Annotated in this window: 18 protein-coding genes; 9 read left to right on the top strand and 9 right to left on the bottom strand. The window is 62.0% G+C overall.

All coding sequences use genetic code 11. The features are described from left to right. Window positions 1-28 precede the first annotated feature (28 nt). Window positions 29-553 carry a gamma carbonic anhydrase family protein gene (locus B9Z37_RS11035; RefSeq protein WP_108313085.1) on the bottom strand — a complete coding sequence of 175 codons (525 nt, stop codon included), beginning with the start codon at window positions 551-553 and terminating at the stop codon, window positions 29-31. Window positions 554-680: 127 nt separating this feature from the next. On the opposite strand from B9Z37_RS11035, the gene B9Z37_RS11030 reads away from it, so the two are divergent. After that, a complete protein-coding gene (locus tag B9Z37_RS11030; protein ID WP_240606695.1) occupies window positions 681-1,454 on the top strand; it encodes a ferritin-like domain-containing protein in 774 nt (257 codons plus the stop codon). On the opposite strand, the gene xerD is transcribed toward B9Z37_RS11030, so the two are convergent. After that, complete coding sequence (xerD, locus tag B9Z37_RS11025; protein WP_108313083.1) at window positions 1,451-2,359, bottom strand: site-specific tyrosine recombinase XerD; 909 nt, start codon at window positions 2,357-2,359, stop codon at window positions 1,451-1,453. The two genes, B9Z37_RS11030 and xerD, sit on opposite strands and share 4 nt — an antisense overlap. 9 nt (window positions 2,360-2,368) lie before the next feature. Continuing rightward, entirely contained in the window at window positions 2,369-3,343 is a 975-nt protein-coding gene (locus B9Z37_RS11020; protein ID WP_108313082.1) for a tripartite tricarboxylate transporter substrate binding protein BugE, read from the bottom strand. Between the two features lie 167 nt (window positions 3,344-3,510). On the opposite strand from B9Z37_RS11020, the gene B9Z37_RS11015 reads away from it, so the two are divergent. Next, window positions 3,511-4,416 (top strand): AEC family transporter, encoded by a 906-nt coding sequence (locus B9Z37_RS11015; protein ID WP_108313081.1) that lies wholly within the window; start codon window positions 3,511-3,513, stop codon window positions 4,414-4,416. Window positions 4,417-4,534: 118 nt separating this feature from the next. On the opposite strand, the gene queG is transcribed toward B9Z37_RS11015, so the two are convergent. Further along, window positions 4,535-5,635, bottom strand: coding sequence for a tRNA epoxyqueuosine(34) reductase QueG (gene queG, locus B9Z37_RS11010; RefSeq protein ID WP_407067234.1), 1,101 nt, complete (start codon window positions 5,633-5,635; stop codon window positions 4,535-4,537). 36 nt (window positions 5,636-5,671) lie between these two features. Between queG and tsaE the strand changes: the two genes are divergently transcribed. Continuing rightward, window positions 5,672-6,193, top strand: a complete 522-nt coding sequence (gene tsaE / locus B9Z37_RS11005) for a tRNA (adenosine(37)-N6)-threonylcarbamoyltransferase complex ATPase subunit type 1 TsaE (protein ID WP_108313080.1) — start codon at window positions 5,672-5,674, stop codon at window positions 6,191-6,193. Continuing rightward, window positions 6,183-7,577 (top strand): N-acetylmuramoyl-L-alanine amidase, encoded by a 1,395-nt coding sequence (locus tag B9Z37_RS11000; RefSeq protein WP_108313079.1) that lies wholly within the window; start codon window positions 6,183-6,185, stop codon window positions 7,575-7,577. The genes tsaE and B9Z37_RS11000 overlap by 11 nt, the downstream gene beginning before the upstream one ends. Here the strand turns inward: B9Z37_RS11000 and B9Z37_RS10995 are convergent. From B9Z37_RS10995 to B9Z37_RS10980, 4 genes are read right to left on the bottom strand one after another with little or no spacing between them, the layout of a single operon-like run. Then, complete coding sequence (locus tag B9Z37_RS10995) at window positions 7,574-8,239, bottom strand: transaldolase family protein (RefSeq protein ID WP_108313078.1); 666 nt, start codon at window positions 8,237-8,239, stop codon at window positions 7,574-7,576. The two genes, B9Z37_RS11000 and B9Z37_RS10995, sit on opposite strands and share 4 nt — an antisense overlap. Next, window positions 8,236-9,423, bottom strand: a complete 1,188-nt coding sequence (locus B9Z37_RS10990) for an ROK family transcriptional regulator (protein WP_240606694.1) — start codon at window positions 9,421-9,423, stop codon at window positions 8,236-8,238. Before B9Z37_RS10990 ends, B9Z37_RS10995 begins: the two co-directional genes overlap by 4 nt. Window positions 9,424-9,473: 50 nt before the next feature. Continuing rightward, on the bottom strand, window positions 9,474-9,914 hold the full coding sequence (locus B9Z37_RS10985; RefSeq protein WP_108313076.1) for an RbsD/FucU family protein: 441 nt from the start codon (window positions 9,912-9,914) through the stop codon (window positions 9,474-9,476). After that, window positions 9,908-10,705, bottom strand: coding sequence for an ATP-binding cassette domain-containing protein (locus B9Z37_RS10980; RefSeq protein WP_167394372.1), 798 nt, complete (start codon window positions 10,703-10,705; stop codon window positions 9,908-9,910). Before B9Z37_RS10980 ends, B9Z37_RS10985 begins: the two co-directional genes overlap by 7 nt. Window positions 10,706-10,872: 167 nt before the next feature. Between B9Z37_RS10980 and B9Z37_RS10975 the strand changes: the two genes are divergently transcribed. From B9Z37_RS10975 to B9Z37_RS10965, 3 genes are all read left to right on the top strand, one after another. Continuing rightward, a complete protein-coding gene (locus B9Z37_RS10975) occupies window positions 10,873-11,838 on the top strand; it encodes a sugar ABC transporter substrate-binding protein (RefSeq protein WP_108313074.1) in 966 nt (321 codons plus the stop codon). Window positions 11,839-11,908: 70 nt separating this feature from the next. After that, complete coding sequence (locus B9Z37_RS10970) at window positions 11,909-12,853, top strand: ABC transporter permease (RefSeq protein ID WP_108313073.1); 945 nt, start codon at window positions 11,909-11,911, stop codon at window positions 12,851-12,853. Between the two features lie 88 nt (window positions 12,854-12,941). Next, window positions 12,942-13,874 (top strand): PfkB family carbohydrate kinase, encoded by a 933-nt coding sequence (locus B9Z37_RS10965; protein WP_167394371.1) that lies wholly within the window; start codon window positions 12,942-12,944, stop codon window positions 13,872-13,874. 191 nt (window positions 13,875-14,065) lie between these two features. Here the strand turns inward: B9Z37_RS10965 and B9Z37_RS10960 are convergent, their stop codons facing one another. Continuing rightward, the gene (locus tag B9Z37_RS10960; RefSeq protein ID WP_108313071.1) at window positions 14,066-14,704 is read right to left on the bottom strand and encodes a DedA family protein; all 639 of its coding nucleotides are present in this window, start codon (window positions 14,702-14,704) and stop codon (window positions 14,066-14,068) included. 85 nt (window positions 14,705-14,789) lie between these two features. Between B9Z37_RS10960 and mutL the strand changes: the two genes are divergently transcribed. Continuing rightward, complete coding sequence (mutL, locus tag B9Z37_RS10955; RefSeq protein WP_108313070.1) at window positions 14,790-16,763, top strand: DNA mismatch repair endonuclease MutL; 1,974 nt, start codon at window positions 14,790-14,792, stop codon at window positions 16,761-16,763. A 277-nt stretch (window positions 16,764-17,040) separates the two neighbouring features. Beyond that, complete coding sequence (locus B9Z37_RS10950) at window positions 17,041-18,258, top strand: multidrug effflux MFS transporter (RefSeq protein WP_108313069.1); 1,218 nt, start codon at window positions 17,041-17,043, stop codon at window positions 18,256-18,258. Window positions 18,259-18,262: the final 4 nt, after the last annotated feature.

The following is an 18,262-nucleotide window of genomic DNA, read 5'->3' as shown; positions in this document are numbered from 1 at the left end:
GTTAAATGGTTTTTCTGGACTGCCGAAGTCAGCCAATTTTCTTCAAGCCCGTCTTGAAGCGTCGGGCGTTTTGCATGTAGCTGCGAGCACTTTGGCGCAGACCTTCAATTTGTTCCGGCGTCAGTTCACGCACCACCTTGGCAGGCGACCCAACGATCATCGAGCCATCCGGAAATTCCTTGCCCTCGGTGACCAACGCACCCGCCCCCACCAGGCAATTCTTGCCAATTTTGGCGCCATTGAGCACCACGGCCCCCATGCCGATCAGCGATTCATCACCAATCGTGCAGCCATGCAAAATGACCATGTGTCCCACCGTGACGTGCTTGCCGATCAACAGTGGCTTGTCATGGTCGCTGTGCAGCACGCTGCCGTCTTGGATGTTGCTGCCCTCGCCAATCTGAATCGGCTCGTTGTCACCGCGCAGCGTGGCTCCAAACCAGACGCTGGCATCGGCGGCGATATGGACCGCACCGATCACCTGCGCCGTGTCGGCAACCCAAGCGGAGTCGGCCACAGCGGGGATGTGGTTATCGAGTTGGTAAATGGCCATGGAAGTCTCCTGGATGTTGCCGAGTTGTTTCCGAATCAGGGAAACCTACAATTGTAGGGAGGCTGGCGGCCTGTCGTAGGCCATTGCTACCATTTCCTGAATCCAAGCCAATTTTGTTGTGACCACCTTGTCTTTACGCGCTGCCGCCCTGGCCCCTTGGGGCCAAACCGACCCCGTGCTGAAAGCCCAGGCCACTTTGGCGCTGGACCTGAGTCTGCCAGTGCGCGCCGACGAAGCCCTGCAATCGCCCAGTGCAGGCCCCGGACGCTCAGCCAAGCCCGAGCTGGTGCCCCACACCCAGCTCAAAGCCAAATCCATGGCCACCCCCGAAGGCCGTGCCATGCTGGTGCACTCGATTGCCCACATCGAACTCAACGCCATCGACTTGGCACTCGACGTGGTCTGGCGCTTTGCGGGCATGCCCGAGGCTTTTTACACCGACTGGGTGCGCATCGCGCAAGAAGAAGCCAAGCACTTCACCTTGTTGCGCAACCACCTGGTGGGCATGGGTTTTGACTACGGCGACTTTCCCGCACACAACACCCTGTGGGACATGGCCGAGCGCACCAAGGACGACGTCCTGGCCCGCATCGGCATCGTGCCGCGCACCATGGAAGCGCGGGGCCTGGACGCCTCACCGGGCGTGAAAAACAAACTGGTCAGCGTGGGCGACCACCGGGCGGGCGATATCCTGGACATCATCCTGGAAGAAGAAATCGGCCATGTGGCCGCAGGCAACCGCTGGTACCGCTACCTGTGCGCCGAGCGCGGCCTCGACCCGGTGCGCACCTATGCCGAATTGATCGCCCAATACGACGCCCCGAAATTGCGCCCGCCTTTCAACATGGCGGCTCGGCGCTTGGCGGGGTTTGAAGAAGCAGAGTTGGCCGCGCTGAGCTAACCCCGAGGGTGGTGCTGCGCGTGCAGCGTCTTGAGCCGCTCACGCGCCACATGGGTGTAAATGGTGGTGGTGGAGATGTCGGCATGCCCCAACAACATTTGCACGGCCCGCAAATCTGCCCCGTGGTTGAGCAAATGCGTGGCAAAGGCGTGGCGCAAAGTGTGAGGCGACAAGGGTGCGGTGATGCCTGCCGCGATGGCGTAGCGCTTGATCAGGCTCCAGAACATGACGCGTGACATGCCGGTGCCGGGCTTGGGGCCACTGCTGGTGACAAACAGGTCTTCGGTCTGGCGTTGGCCCAGCATGGCCGGTCTGGCTTGGCCCATGTAGCGCTGCAACCATTCACGCGCTTCTTCGCCAAAAGGCACCAAGCGCTCTTTGCTGCCTTTGCCCATGATGCGCAGAACGCCTTCATTGAGCGACACATGCAAGGTTTTGAGTGTGACCAACTCGCTCACCCGCAAGCCACTGGCGTACATCAGCTCCAACATGGCTCGGTCGCGCAAACCAAGATGCGTGGCCACATCGGGCGCAGACAACAGCGCATCGACTTGCGCCTCACCCAAAGTTTTGGGCACGCGCAGCGCCTGTTTGGCGGCCAGCATGCGCAAGGTGGGGTCTGCTTGCGTGAGGCGTTCGCGCAGCGCCCATCTGAAAAAGCGCTTGAACACCGTGAGCCGGCGGTTGGCCGATGTGGCCTTGGTCTGGTCATGCCGCTCTGCAAAGTACGCCTGCAGGTGGTGTTCTTGGGTCGCCGCCAGCGCCAGCCTGTGCGTTAAAAACAGCCAGGTGGCGTAGAGCGACAAATCCAGACGGTAGGCCGCCAAGGTGTTGGCGGCCAAACCGTCCTCCAGCCAGAGGGCCTCGGCAAAGCGGTCGATGGCGTTCTGGCTGGCCTCGTGCATGGACTGGAATCAGTCCAGCTTGAGTTTTTGCTGGTCCACAACTTTCTTGTACACCTCGAACTCGGCCTTGATCTGAGCACTGAACTCTTCGGGCGTGTTGGCGATGACCAGAGAGCCTGTGTCGTTGATGCGCTTGGTCACACCGGGTTCTTGAAGGGCTTTTTTCACGCCAGCGCTGATTTTTTCCACCACTTCTTTGGGCAGGTTCTTAGGGCCCAAAATGCCGTAATAAGCCATTCGGTTGACGGGCTCCAAACCAATTTCCTTGAAGGTCGGCACATTGGGCAACTGGGGCAGTCGCTGAGGTGCAGCCACCACAATCGGGATCAACTTACCTGTTTGGATAAATGGCAATGCCGAAGGCAGGTTGTCAAAAATGATAGGCACTTGACCTGCGACGGTGTCATTCAGGGCCGGGCCTGCGCCGCGGTAAGGAATGTGGGTGATGAACACGCCCGCCAGACTTTTCCACAATTCGGTTTGCAAGTGGCCAATACCGCCCGTGCCCGAAGATGAGTACGAGTACTTGCCAGGGTTTTTCTTCAACTCAGCCAAGAACCCTTTGTAGTCTTTGGCTGGAAAGCTGGGGTGCACCGCGATCACATTGGGCGTGGCCGCAATGTTGATGATGGGCGTGAAGTCGGTCAAGACGTTGTATGGGATCTTGGGGTTGATGGCCGGGTTGGCGGCGGTGGTCGACACCGTGGCCATGCCCAAGTTGTAACCATCAGGAGCAGCGCGGGTGGTTTCTGTCGCACCGACCACGCCACCGCCACCGGCTTTGTTTTCAACAATCACGTTTTGACCCAAGGCTTTACCGAGGGGCTCAGAGATCACGCGGGCCACGATGTCGGTGGTGCCGCCAGGTGCAAAAGGCACTTGCAATTTGATGGGTTTGTTGGGGTAAGCCTGAGCCCACACCGAACCACTGGCCAAAACGGTGACAGCCAAACCAGCTGCCGAAACCAAACTGCGACGTTTCATGTCCAAACTCCTAAAAAGTGTGCACATGATATGCAATAAAGCGGGTGACTTGAGAGAGGATAAACCCACAAAACCGTTAAAAATCCGGGCATCTCAAGCCCCAACCCCCTTACCCCTGGGTGACAAGCCGCCGACATCTGGCTTGTTGAAGCCGTTATGCTCATTGGGTGAACTTTGCCCAACTCCTCTTCCCAGATTTCTCGCTGATTTTGTGCGGCTACCTGATTTGCCGCTACACCGCCCTGAACCGCTCGGTGTGGCAACAGGTCGACAGCTTGGTTTACCTGTTCCTGTTCCCGGTGCTGTTGTTTCGGTCCATCGTCAAAAGTCCGCTCGATCTGGAAGCCGCGTCAAGCCTGATTGGCGCAGGCCTGAGTTTGGGGGTCTGCGCGATTGCACTGTCTTACAGCTTGCCTTACTGGCCGATTCTGGGCAAACGGCTGGACAAACGTGACCATGCGGCCAGCGCTCAAGTGGGATTTCGCTTCAATTCGTTCATTGCCTTGGCTCTGGCCGAGCGCTTGGCGGGCCCAGAAGGCTTGCTGCTGATTTCGGTGCTTATCGGGTTTTGTGTGCCGTTGTTCAACATCGGGGCCGTTTGGCCCATGGCACGCCATGCCAATACCGGTTTTTTGCGTGAACTGGCCCGCAACCCCTTGATCATCGCCACCAGTTCTGGGCTGGCCTTCAACTTGATGGGTTTCAGTATTCCGGCTTGGTTGGACCCCAGCGTCAGCCGCATCGGCGCGGCTTCTTTGGCTTTGGGCTTGATGGCAGCGGGGGCCGGCATGGAACTGCGCACCTTGCGTCAAGGCAAATTGCTGGCCATGAGCGTGCTCATGGTCAAGCACCTGCTGCTGCCCTTGATCGCACTGGGCATGTCCAAACTGTTTGGACTCAACGCCATGCAAGCCACCGTACTGCTGGCGTTTTCGGCCTTGCCCACGGCATCGACTTGCTATGTGCTGGCCGCACGCATGGGCTACAACGGGCCGTATGTAGCGGGGCTGGTCACGCTGTCCACACTGTCCGGCATGTTGAGTTTGCCGTTTGCACTGGGGGTGCTGCGCTAGCGATTCGTTACCCCCGACATCAGCAACCGTCACCCCCGACTTGATCGGGGGTCCATGGCTTCGGCTGCCATGGATACCCGTGTTCACGGGTATGACAAGGGAAGAATGACCATCCCACTCAAACCTGTGCCAGCGACCAAGACACTTGCTCTTGCACCACGGGGTCGGTGTGCACCAGATGCACCGCCAGCGCCTGTTGCAAAGCTTGCCGCTCTGGCGCGGTGATGACTTCGGACGCCAAGGCATTGCCCGCCGCCAGCGCCAAGTTACGGAGCCAACGGGCATGGCCGATGCGGCGGATGGCGCTGCCTTCGGTGCGGCACAAAAACTCAGCCTCGCTCCAGGCCATGAGCTGCACGAGGCTGCCGGCGCCCAAACCTTCGCGCGCTTGCCAATCGGGCAAAGGGCTGACCTGTGCGAACTTGTTCCACGGGCAGGCCAGCTGGCAGTCGTCACAGCCGTAAATGCGGTTGCCGATCAGCGGGCGCAGGGCCTCGTCAATCGGCCCGGCATGCTCGATCGTCAAATACGAAATGCAGCGCCGCGCATCCAGCCGGTATGGCCCCACGATGGCCTTTGTGGGGCACAAGTCCATGCAGGCGGTGCACTGGCCACAGTGCGCCGACACGGCAGGGGTTTCGGGCAAGGCAAAGTCCACAAACAACTCACCCAAGAAAAACATCGACCCGGCCTCACGGCTCAGCACCAGGGTGTGTTTGCCGCGCCAGCCCAGCCCGCTGCGGGTGGCCAGCTCGGCTTCGAGCACCGGGGCCGAATCGGTGAACACGCGGTGACCAAAGGGTCCAATGGCCTGGGCGATGCGGTCCTGCAGTTTTTGCAAACGGCTGCGCAAAACCTTGTGGTAATCGCGCCCCCGGGCATAGAGCGACACCACCGCCTCACCGGGCTGCAGGCTCCGCGCCGTCTCGCGGGCCAACCAATCGGGCGGAGAGCCCTGTGGCAAGTAATCCATGCGGGCGGTGATCACGCTCACCGTGCCCGGCTGCAGCTCGGCGGGGCGGGCGCGTTTGAGGCCGTGGCTGGCCATGTAGCCCATGCTGCCGTGAAAACCAGCGGCCAGCCAGGCCTGCAATCCGGGCTCGGCCGAGGTCAAATCAATGCCCGTCACGCCAATTTGGGACAATCCGAGTTCACGCGCCCAGATCTGGATCTGGGGCCACAGTTCAAGAAGGTCGATTTGAGTACGTTGAGCAGTCACCCACCGATTGTAGGAAGCCCCGCTACAACCCCGCCCTTGCCCCTGGTTTGGGAGGGCGTGTGGGCCGACGAATCCGCCACACAAGCCTTTGCCGCGCAACTGGCCCAAGCCCTGACCACTTGGCCGGGCGGGCGCGATGCCTGCATCGAGTTGCGGGGCAACCTGGGCGCAGGCAAAACCACCCTGGTGCGCCACCTGCTGCGCGCCGCCGGGGTGCAAGGCCGCATCAAAAGCCCGACGTATGCCGTGGTCGAGCCGCACCAAGCTGGCGATGGCGACGATGCCTGGCCCATCTGGCATTTCGATTTTTACCGCTTCAACGATCCCCAAGAGTGGGAAGAGGCGGGTTTTCGCGACATCTTTGCCGGGCCGGGCCTGAAACTCATGGAATGGCCAGACAAGGTGGCGGGTCAACTGCCGCCGCCCGACTGGGTGATTGCGCTGGACGCGATCGATGAGGACCAGCGTCGCGTACACATCAGCGCAGGCACACCAAGAGGCTTGAATTGGCTGCAAACATGGGCAAAAATTCCTCCGGAGGCCGACCATGCAGGCTGACCGCCGCCGCCTGATCAAAACCGGCCTGCTGGTGCTCAGCTTGGGCGCAGCGCAGCTGGCCCGGGGTGCCAGCATGCTGGCCGTGCGCATTTGGCCCGCGCCCGATTACAGCCGGGTCACGCTCGAGTCGGACACCGCACTCAAGACCCGGCAAACCTTCATCGACTCGCCACCCCGGCTGGCGGTGGACATTGAAGGCTTGGAACTCAATGCCGCCTTGCGCGAACTGGTGGGCAAGGTGCAAGCCTCGGACCCCAACATCGCCGGCATCCGCGTGGGCCAGTTCAATGCCAGCACTGTGCGGCTGGTGATTGACCTCAAACGCCCCATCGCGCCCCAAGTCTTCACCTTGCAACCCGTCGCCGCCTACGCCCACCGGCTGGTGCTCGATCTGTACCCCGCGCAAGCGGCGGACCCACTCGAGCAACTGATTCAGGAGCGGGCGACAGCCAAGGCTGAGCCAACGGCCTCCGCCTTGCCCCATGCTGGGCCGGTGAACGACCCCTTGGGCGAGTTGATCTCCAAGCAAGGCCAAGCCAGCGGCAAGCCAGCGCCAACGCCAATGGCCCCCACCACCCGCAAGCAGGACTTTGAGCCCACCCCCTCGGCCGTGATGGACAACCCGAATCACCCGCCACGGCAAGCGAGCACCGGCACCACCGACCGGCTGATCGTGATCGCGCTCGACCCCGGCCACGGCGGCGAAGACCCCGGCGCCGTAGGCCCCGGCGGCACCCGCGAAAAAGACGTGGTGCTGAAAATTGCCCACCTGCTGCGCGACCGCATCAACGCCAGCAGCGTCAACGGCAACCCCATGCGGGCCTACCTGACCCGCGATGCCGACTTTTTTGTGCCCCTGCATGTGCGGGTGCAAAAAGCCCGGCGCGTGCAGGCCGACCTGTTTGTCAGCATCCATGCCGATGCGTTTTTTACGCCGCAGGCCAGCGGTGCCAGCGTGTTTGCGCTCAGCCAAGGGGCGGCTTCCAGCAGTGCGGCCCGCTGGATGGCCCAAAAAGAAAACAAGGCCGACCTGATCGGCGGCATCAATCTGGGCAGTCAGGATGCCCAGGTACAACGCGCCCTGCTCGACATGAGCACGGCAGCGCAAATCAAGGACAGCCTGCAGCTGGGCAGCAGCCTGCTGCGCGAGATCGGCGGCGTGGGCCGTTTGCACAAACCCCGGGTGGAACAAGCAGGTTTTGCCGTGCTCAAAGCGCCCGACATTCCGAGCGTGCTGGTGGAGACCGCCTTCATCAGCAACCCGGAAGAAGAAGAAAAACTGCGCAGCGACGCCTACCAAAAGCAACTGACTGACGCGCTGATGCGCGGCATCTTGCAGTATTTCTCGCGCAACCCACCGCTGGCGCGCAACCGCAGCATTTAAGGCGTCTGGCTGGATTCCACATCCCGGTCAAACTGCGCCATCGCTGCAAGCGTCAGCGGGTCGGTGGCCAGACCGGCCGCGAACTCGGGCCGCACCGTCACGGCATGCGCGCCGCAAGCGATCAGGCGCGAGAGCACATCGGCCGACTTGATGCTGGCTGCCAGCAACTGCAAGCCATCGGCCTGCACCGCCACGCAGGCCTCGATCAGTGACCAGACATCGCGCCCGTCGGCTTGCAGGCGGCCCACATAGGGCGCGACGAAATGGGCCCCTTGCGCGCGCGCCCACAGCAGTTGCACCGGGTTGGACAAACCCGTCAGCAGCGTGGGCACGCCCCAAGCCTGCACCTCGCGCAGCACCGGCTGCCAATCGGGGTGGCACGGCAGTTTGATGGTCAGGCGCACACGGGCCTGCACGGCGGCGGGCAGCAACACTTCGAGCCATTGCGCAGCTTCGCCCACATCGGCGCGGGGCAGTTGCAGCATCAGCTCGGGGATGCGAGCCTCACCAGCCTGCGCCACCAGTTGCAGGTAGCCCGGCAAGCTGACCGGCAAACCTGCCTGCATGACCAGCGTGGGGTTGGTCGTCACACCCTGCACGGGCGGGCAACCCGCAGGCAAGGTCCATTGGCTGGCGTCAGCCGAGTCGAGGAAGAACTTCATGCAGCGTCCTGCTTCAGAAAAATATCTTTGTCCGGGAAAAACTGGCTGTGCAAGGGCAGCAAGGCCCCGCCCAAGGCACGGGCGTGGGCGCCCACCTCCCCGGCCAACAACTGCGGTTGGTGCATGCCGTCAAACCGGTATTGGGTCAGCGCGTCTTGTGTGGCCGCCATCAAAGCGGTCATGAGCGGCGCACCCAAAGAGCCGTCCATCACCACCGCGTCCAGATCGAGCAATGCGGCGGAACTCGCCACCGTCATGGCCAGCGCCTGGCTGGCTTGCGCGATCCACGGGGCGGTGTATTCGGTGTAAGCCGCGTCCATGATGGCAGGCTGGTGGATCAGCAAGGGGTCTTGCCCTGCGGCCAGCAAAGCTTGTTCGAGCTGCCAGCCCGAGGCTTTTTGCAGCAATTGCGGCGGCATGCCTGAGCCAGTCGATGCCAAGCCCACTGGCAGCGAGCCAATCGCCCCGGCGTTGCCGCGCTCGCCGTTCATGATGTGGCCCGACAGCACCAGACCACCGCCGATGAAGGTGCCCACAAACACATACAAAAAACTGCGCACGCTGCGGCCATGGCCTTGCAGCAACTCGGCCACGCAGGCGGCGGTGGTGTCTTTGGCAAACACCACAGGCAAATCGGTCAGGCGCTGCACCTCGGCCGTCAGGTCGATGTGCTCCCATCGGGCGAGCGCTTGCGCCGCTTGCCCGCCCAGCAAATCGGCCCATTTGTGGAGCGACAGCGGCGCCGTCAGGCCCACCCCCACGGTGCGGGGCCACAGATCGCCCATGCGCGTTTGCAGGGTTTGCAGGCCTTGTGCCATCGAGGCAAAAAGGTGATCGGGATCGGGATAGTCGTAAAGCACCTCGACGCGCTCGACGGGTTTACCCGTGAAATCGGCCACCAGCAACTCCAGATTGCGCCGCCCCACCTGAATGCCCACACTGAACGCGCCTTGCGGGTTGAGCGACAGCGGCACCGAAGGCTGGCCAATCTTGCCGCGCACCCGGTCTTGCTTGACCAGCAAACCGTCATCGAGCAATCGGCCCACGATGATGGCCACCGTCTGGGTGGACAGCTGGGTCAGGCGCGCCAGATCGGCCTTGGGGATAGCGCCGTGGTGCCGGATGGCCTGCAACACAATGCGCTCGTTGAACTGGCGCATCCCAACGTGGTTGGAACCACGCATGGCAGAAGTGGGGGGAGCGCTGTTCATGGCGTTGCGGGACTTTGGATGTTTCAGAGAAGAATCACGCCCTTGCAAAACAAGGCGTTGCCGTAGGCCGTGCCCTCGCCGCTTTGCACGATCAGGCTGGCCCCTTTGATTTTCTCGTAAAACGCATAGCGCTCCACCGGCTCGACCTGTTCGGGCTTGAAGCCTTCGGCCACCACCAAATCGACCACCGCTTGCTGGGCCGCCGTGCGGTGGCCCTCTGCGCTGTGGCACACGCGCATGAAGGCGGCAGGCTGCGTCACATCGGCGGCCAGCGGAAATACCGACAGCACGGCGCGGCTGACCCTCTCCAGGCTGTGGCCGGGCAGGCGCACCACCGGCTTGCCCTGGCTCAGAAAGTCGGCTGTGAAGTTCGCGTCCACCACCGCCACCCACTCACCGTGGCCCATGGCGCACAGGTGCATCAGCAGCTCAGGCGTCAGCAGCGGGTCGATCCCTTTCAGCATGTGGCGGCCTCTTGAACTTCAGAGGAAGGCAGGCTGGCCGGGTCAATGGCCCCGGTGATCAAGCCCACGATTTGCTCGGGGCTGGTTTCGCGGGTCAGGCGGCTGCAAATGATGCGGCCTTGGCGGAACACCCAGATGCGGTCCACCAGATCAAACACCTGGCGCAGGTTGTGGCTGATGATGATCAGCGGGATGCCCTGCTTTTTGAGGCCCTTGATGATCTCTTCCACCCGGGCCGTCTCTTGCACGCCCAAAGCGGCGGTGGGCTCGTCCAGGATGATGAGTTTTTTGGCAAACCCGGCAGCGCGGGCAATCGCCACGCACTGGCGCTGCCCGCCCGACATGCCGCGCAGGCTTTCGAACATGTCCTGGATCTTCACGCCTGTGGTGGCCAGCATGGACGCCGACTTGTCGCGCATGGCCTTGTGGTTGAGGATGGACAGCGGGCCCAAATTCAGGCGCGTGATCTCGCGGCCCAGAAAGATGTTGGCCGGCACATCCAGGTCTTCGGCCAGCGCCAGCGTTTGGTAAACGGTCTCAATGCCCTGCTCACGGGCGTTCAGCGGCGACTCGAAATGGACCTTTTGGCCGTCCAGCAGGATGTCACCGGTGTTGGGCTGCTCGGCCCCGGTGATCAGGCGCACAAAGGTGCTTTTGCCAGCGCCGTTGTCGCCCACGATGGCGGCGTGCTCACCGGGCAAGAGGCGAAATTGCGCATCGGTCAGGGCTTTGACGCCCCCGTAATGCTTGGTCAGTTGCTGGATTTCGAGAACAGGTGTGGAGGTGGACATGTCGGCTGCTTTCACTGTGAATGGGCGCAAGCATCGCGCATTTCAAGATTTACCGCATTAGTAAAACTACTAGGTTTACTTAGTCTGGTTTTTCGTTTCCAATCCGTTCGCGGTCAAGGAAAAGTATTTTTTGGCCGGAACCCTCATCAACAACGGAGATAAGACCCATGATCACGAAACGCACATTCGGCCGTTTGGCCATCGCTGCAGCTGCTGCCACTTTGTTCACCTCGGCCATGGCCGCTGACGTGACGGTGGCCTACATCACCAACGGCAACACCAACGAAGGCTGGACGCTGATCAACGGCGGTGCCAAGAAAGCCGGTCAGGCCAAAGGCGTGAAGTTCATCGAGTTGGCCGCCGACAAAGGTGAGTTGTCTCGCCAGCTGGCCATCGTGGAAGACATGATCACCCGCAAAGTCAACGCCATCGCCATCGCACCGGTCGACTCCGCTGGCATCGCCCCCGCCATCAACAAAGCCCTGGCCGCTGGCATCGCTGTGGTCGCTGTGGACACCGGCATCACCGGCTCCAAGATCACTTCGTACGTCGCCACCGACAACATCAAAGCCGCCAACGTGCAAGGCAAATGGGCTGCAGGCGAGATCAAAGACGGTGACACCGTGATTTATGTGACGGGCGACCAAGGTCAGTCGACTGGCCAAGAGCGCAAGAAAGGCTTTGTGGACGCCCTGAACGCTGGCCGCAAGAACGTGAAGATCGTCGAAGTCGCCACCACTTGGGACCAGACCATGGCCCAAAACGGTGTGGAAGCTGCTTTGCGCGCAAACCCCAATGCCAAGGTGATCGCCTGCGCATGGGATGGCGGTGCTTTGGGTGCCAAAGCCGCATTGATGGCCGCTGGCAAAAAGCCCGGCGACGTGAAAATCGCTGGCTTTGACGGCTCCCCTGGTGGCTTGGACATGATGAAGCAAGGCTGGCAACAAGCCAACGCCGCACAAATGCTGGCCAAAATCGGTCAAGTGGGCGTGGAAACCGCCATTGCCGCTGCGCAAGGCAAAAAGGTCGAAGCTCGCATCGACACCGGCTCCTTCCTGGTGCTGCCTGCCAACGTGGACAAGTTCGCTGCCGACTCCGGCGTGGGCCAGTTCATGAAAGTCAAGGCCAAATAAGTCAAGGCCGCGATAGGGCCAGCCCGGACCTGCAGGTCCGGGCTTATCTTTTTGAAATACTGAGAAATTTATGAAATCCATCACCCGACAAGAGTGGTACGGCGCTTTGGTAGCGGTGCTCGTGCTGGGCGTTTTGCTCACCTTCGCCTCGCCCTACTTTCTAACCACCGGCAACCTGTCCAACATCCTGGTGCAGGCCTCGGTGATCGCCTTGCTCGCGGGTGGACAGACCTTTGTGATCCTGACGGGTGGCGTTGATCTGGCCGTGGGTGCACTGACCGCGCTGGCGGGTGCCGTGGCCGGTCACATGATGATCAAAATGGGCATCGATCCTTATCTGGCCATGCTCGTGGCGCTGGCGATTGGTGCAGCGGTGGGCATTTTCAACGGTTATCTGGTGGCCTTTGTCGGCATTCCGGCGTTCATCGTCACACTCGGTGGCCTGACGCTGTGGCGCGGTTTGGCCTTTGACCTGACGGGCGGTTTTGACAACGCAGGCTTGCCCGACCCCCTGCCCTTCATCGGCTATGGCGATGTGCTGGGTGTGCCCATGCCCACGCTGATCACCGGCGTCTTTTTTGTGGTGATGGCCTTTGTGTTGTCGAGCACCAAAATCGGCCGTTATGTGTACGCCATGGGCTCCAACGAAATGGGTGCCCGCCAAGTGGGCATCAACATCCGCTGGTACAAACTGGGCGTTTACGTGATCTCGGGCCTGTGCTGCGCGCTGGCGGCGATCGTGCTCATGGCCCGCATGGATTCGTCCAGCGGCAAGATGGCGCAAATGTTCGAGCTGGACGCGATCGCGGCAGTCATTCTGGGCGGCACCTCGCTCTTTGGCGGGCGCGGCAGCATCTGGGGCAGCTTGCTGGGCGCGGTGCTGATCACCATGATCCGCAACGGCATGAACCTGATGGAGGTCTCCCAGTTCAAGCAAATGATGGCGATTGGTGCGGTGGTGATTGTGGCCGTGTGGATCGACGTGGTGCGCCGCAAGCATTTGCTCAAAAAATAAGCAAAATTCGCAACATCGTCCGTTTTTCATTCCTCTTTAACCCTGTGGCCTGATTCTTCAGGCCACACCACTGTCCCCACCGATGCCCATGACCACGCCAATTTTTGTGCTCGGCGAAGCCCTGATGGACTGCATCGCCCAGCCCGATGGTCAATTGCGTCCCTTCATGGGCGGCAGCCCTTTCAACATGGCACGCGCCGCCGCGCTGCGCGGTGCCGACGTGGCTTACCTCAACCCCTTATCCAACGACCTGTTCGGCCAGGGCATGGCGCAGCTGCTGCAGCGTGACGGCGTACAGCTGCCAGGCGGCACCAGCCGCCTGCCCACCTCGCTGGCGGTGGTGCAGGTCACAAACGGTCAACCGAGCTACGGGTTTTACCGTGAAAGCATTGCCGACCGCGACTACACCGTGGACGGCATCGTGGCTTTGCTGCACCAGCAAAAAACGCCGGGCATCCTGCACACAGGCTCCTTGCTGCTGATCCCGCCGGAACACCACAAAGTCGTGGCCATTTTGAAGGCAGCACGCGAGATGGGCTGGACCATCAGCGTGGACATCAACCTGCGGCCCAAAGTGGCGCATGACCTGACCGCGTATGTGCAGGCCCTGCACGAAGTGATCACCCTGACCGACTGGCTCAAAGCCAGCGACGAAGACCTGGAGTCCATGGGTTTTGCGAATGTCGGTATTGGTGAATCTGCACGTCTGGTGCACGAATTGCGTGCGGGTGTGGCACCGGATGCCTTGAGCCGCGTGGCCCTGACCTTTGGCGGCGACGGCGCTTATTTGGACATCGAAGGCCGGACCCACAGCCTGCCCGTGCCCCGCATCACCGTGACCGACACCGTGGGCGCAGGCGACACCTTCTGGGGCAACACCCTGGCCGAATGGGCCTTGCAGCCTGACGGTGCCGCTGGGCGCGTGGCCAGCACACTCGATTTGTCCATGAAAGCCGCTGCTATCAACTGCACCCGCCAAGGTTGCCAGCCACCGACACGGGCTGAGGTATTGGCGTTTTGAAGTCAGATCTACTTGTCAGCGCGAGCAGCGCTCAGGGTTGCAGGGGTGTATAGGAGCTTGCCTGCAAGCGATGGGTGAACTTTATGGGACATCTGTCGCCTGCAGGGCTGGCTCCTACAACAGACTGGATACCCAACGTCAAACTGAATAATCCTCGGCACAGACTGGATCGCGCACGAACCAGAGGCCAATCAACCAGCACGACGCGCCTTCCAAGCGCCCAACATGGCGATCAGGCCGGGCACGATGATCAAAGCCCAAATGATCTTGGACAGGTGCGTTTGCACAAACGGCAAGTTGCCAAACAAATAACCCGCCAGCGTCAGCCCGACCACCCAAATGGCACCGCCCACCACGTTGTAGGTGGTGAATTTGCGGCGGGTCATCTCGGCCACACCTGCCACAAACGGGACAAAAGTGCGAATAAACGGCATGAAACGGGCCAGGATGATGGTGATGCCGCCGTACTTCTCATAAAAGGCGTTGGCCTGCAAAAAGGCCTGGCGGTTGAAAAACCGGGAGTTCTCCCATTGGAAGACTTTGGGGCCAAAGTAGCGCCCGATCGTGTAATTGGTCTGGTCACCCAAAATGGCCGCCACCAGCAGCAAGCCCATCACCAGCGGCAGGCTCATCAAACCCGCACCGCACATCGCCCCGACGATGAACAGCAGCGAGTCGCCGGGCAAAAACGGCATGACCACCAAGCCGGTCTCCACAAAGATGATCACGAACAGCAAGGCATAAACCCAAGCGCCATATTGCCCCACAAAGGCCTCCAGATAACGGTCCACATGGAGGATGAAATCGACGAGTTGCAACAAGATGTCCATGCGCCGATTATCCCCGCAGACATTCGGCCGCAGGGGCAGCCTCCCACAAAGAGATGTGCCTACCGCAAACCCCTAAAATCAGACGGTGACTTCCCAACAGACCCCGGCTTCCGCGCGCCGTCCCATCCGCGAACTCCCTGATGAACTGATCAGCCAAATCGCCGCTGGCGAGGTGGTCGAACGCCCCGCATCGGTCGTGCGCGAGCTGGTGGACAACGCCATGGACGCAGGGGCCCGCAGCATCACGCTGCGCCTGATGGGTGGTGGCACCCGGCTGATTTCGGTGGAAGACGACGGCGGCGGCATCGCCCCGGACGAGCTGGCCACAGCCCTCAAACGCCACGCCACCAGCAAGATCGGCAACCTGGACGAGCTGGAATCCGTGATGACCATGGGTTTTCGGGGCGAAGCACTGGCCGCCATCAACTCGGTGTCTGAATTGACCCTGCTTTCGCGCATGGACGGCCAGCCCACCGCCTTTGCCCTGGATGGCCGAACCGGCGAAATTCGCCCGGCAGCCCGCGCCGTGGGCACCACGGTGGAGGTGAAAGAGCTGTTTTTCTCGACCCCCGCCCGCCGCAAGTTTTTGAAAAGTGACAGCACCGAGCTGGCGCACTGCATCGAGGCGGTGCGCCGCCACGCGCTGGCCCGACCCGATGTGGGCTTTGCCATCTGGCACGAGGGCAAGCTGGTCGAGCAGTGGCGCGTGCACCCCGGTGCTGCTGGGCTGGAGCAGCGTCTGGCCGATGTGCTGGGCGAAGAGTTTGTGGCGCAGTCCATCGCCGTGGAATACAACGCCGGGCCGCTCAAGGTGATCGGCCGCGCCGGTCTGCCCGACGCCGCCCGCTCGCGCCCAGACCACCAATTTGCCTATGTAAACGGCCGTTTTGTGCGCGACAAAGTGGTCATGCACGGTGCGCGCAGCGCCTACGAAGACGTGCTGCACGGCCACAAACAACCGGCTTATGCCCTGTTCATGCAGATCGACCCCACGCTGGTCGATGTGAACGTGCACCCCACCAAGATCGAGGTGCGATTTCGGGACAGCCGCGCCGTGCACCAAGCCGTGCGCCACGCCCTGGAAAACGCACTGGCCGCACCGCGATCGCAGAATCTGACGGACGAAGCCGCCAATGCAGCCCCGGACTTTGATCTGAAGAACGGCCCTGCCCCCAAAGCCCTGCCCGAATCGGCCAGCTGGCAACAAGGCGGCATGGCCTTTGAGCGTCCCGGCCCGTCCAGCTTCAACGCCCCGGCCTACAAACCGGCCGATTTTTTGCGCCCCCGTGTGGACGGCGAACAGGCCATGGCCGACTTGAAAGCGTTGTGGCAGCCCTCACCGCACGCCGCAGAGGCAGCAGGAATGTGGGAGGCTACCCCTGCGGCCGAAGGGGATTCGCTTGCAGGGGCAAGCTCCTACAGGGTCACAGAGACACCTGCCTCACCCCTACCCGAAGGTGACTGGCCATTGGGCCGCGCCGTGGCCCAGCTGCACGGCGTTTACATCCTGGCCGAAAACAAGCAAGGCCTGGTGGTGGTGGACATGCACGCCGCACACGAACGCATCGTGTACGAGCGCCTGAAAAACCAGCTCAACGCCGCCGATGACGAAGGCCCGCGCATCGCCAGCCAGCCGCTGCTGATACCGGCCACCTTTGCCGCCACGCCCACCGAAGTGGCCACGGCCGAGGCCTGCGCCGAGGCGCTGGAGCAACTCGGTCTGGAAATCTCGCCCCTGTCGGCCAAAACCCTGGCAGTGCGCGCCGTGCCCACCAGCCTGGCGCAAGGCGATGCGGTCGAGCTGGCCCGCAGCGTGCTGGCGGAGCTGGCCCAGCACGACGCCAGCACCGTGGTGCAACGCGCCCAAAACGAGATCCTGGCCACCATGGCCTGTCACGGCGCGGTACGCGCCAACCGCCGACTGACGCTGGACGAAATGAACGCCTTGTTGCGCCAGATGGAAGAAACCGAACGCTCTGACCAGTGCAACCACGGCCGCCCCACCTGGCGTCAGATGACGATGCGGGATCTGGATGCACTGTTTTTGCGGGGTCGGTGATGGGTCTTTCATCACCTCAGTCTGAATCCGAGTCCTGGGGGCCCGCCACGCGGTCTCGCTCATACTCGCTTCGCTCGCCAAATCGCGAGCTCCGCGCGGCACGCCCCCATGACTCTGCGTCAGTGGGCTCAAAGACACAGCAGACTTTGAACCACCACACAGCGATGGTTGAGGCCGGTGCGCGGACTGCCCGATTTGGCGAGCGAAGCGAGTATGAGGGCAGCCGCGCACCAGCCTCGCCCATCGCGCTTCATGAAGTAACCACCACAAAGGCAGCATGCCGCAAAAACTGATCGTCCTCATTCTCGCCCTGCTGCTCGGCCTGCAACCCGTCACCACCGACCTGTACTTGCCCGCCCTGCCCGCCATCACCCAAGGCTTTGGCGCGGGCATGGGCCAGGCCCAGCTCACACTCACAGCCCTTTTGCTGGCCTTTGGGCTGTCGCAACTCGTCTGGGGCCCACTGTCTGACCGCTTTGGCCGCCGCCCGATTTTGCTGTGGGGCATGGGTGCCTACACCCTGGCCTCGGTGGCCTGCGCGTTTGCGCCCGACATGGCCTGGCTGATCGCGGGGCGCACCGTGCAAGGCATCGCCATGGGTGCAGGCGTCATGGCCGCACGCGCCGTGGTGCGTGATTTGTTCCAACCTGCCCAAGGGGCCACCGTCATGTCGCAAGGCCTGACCGGCCTGGGCATCATCGCCTGCGCTTGTGCGCCGCTGGGCGGTATGCTGACCGACTGGTTGGGCTGGCGCATCGCTTTGCTCATGCTCGCCGTGTTCGGTGCCGCCACACTCGCCTTGTTGTATTGGCGGTTTGAAGAAACCCTGGCTCAGCCCGATGCGCAGGCCTTGCGCGCCAAGCCACTGATCCGTGCCAACCTCGACATCCTGCGCCATCCCGTGTTCCTCACCTGGTGCACCCTGTCGGCCGCTTCTTACCTGGGGTTGTTCACTTTTCTGGCCAGCTCGTCGTTTGTCTTCGTCACCTTCATGGGTTACAGCAAAACGGCTTACGGCTTTCTCATGCTCAGCATGTCACTGTCCTACATCGTGGGCACCTTCTGGTGCCGCTGGATGCTGCGGCGCACCAGCGTGCACCGCACTGTGGGCATCGCGGCAGTGCTGACCATCACGGCAGGCGTGAGCATGGCCGCGCTGGCTTATGCGGGCCAGGGCCAGGACTGGTATGGGGCTTGGGCCGTGATGGGGCCGATGTACATCTTCATGCTGGGCCACGGTGTGCACCAACCTTGCGGACAAAGCGGTGCGGTCGCGCCCTTCCCACACCGGGCAGGCACCGCCTCGGCCCTGAACGGTTTTTTGATGATGCTGGGCGCTTTCTTCATGGGCGGCTGGCTGGGCGCACACATGGACCGACCCGTTTTTGCACTGGCACATGGCATTTTGCTGTGGGCTTGCATCATCACCATCGTGGCCTGGACCGCTGTGCAACGCCATGGCCGCCCGGAGCCTGTGGCCGCGCAACCGGCATGAGCAG

The organism is Limnohabitans parvus II-B4, assembly GCF_003063455.1.
Classification (GTDB): Bacteria; Pseudomonadota; Gammaproteobacteria; order Burkholderiales; family Burkholderiaceae_C; genus Limnohabitans_A; species Limnohabitans_A parvus.
This window is presented reverse-complemented; position numbering and strand designations above follow the sequence as displayed.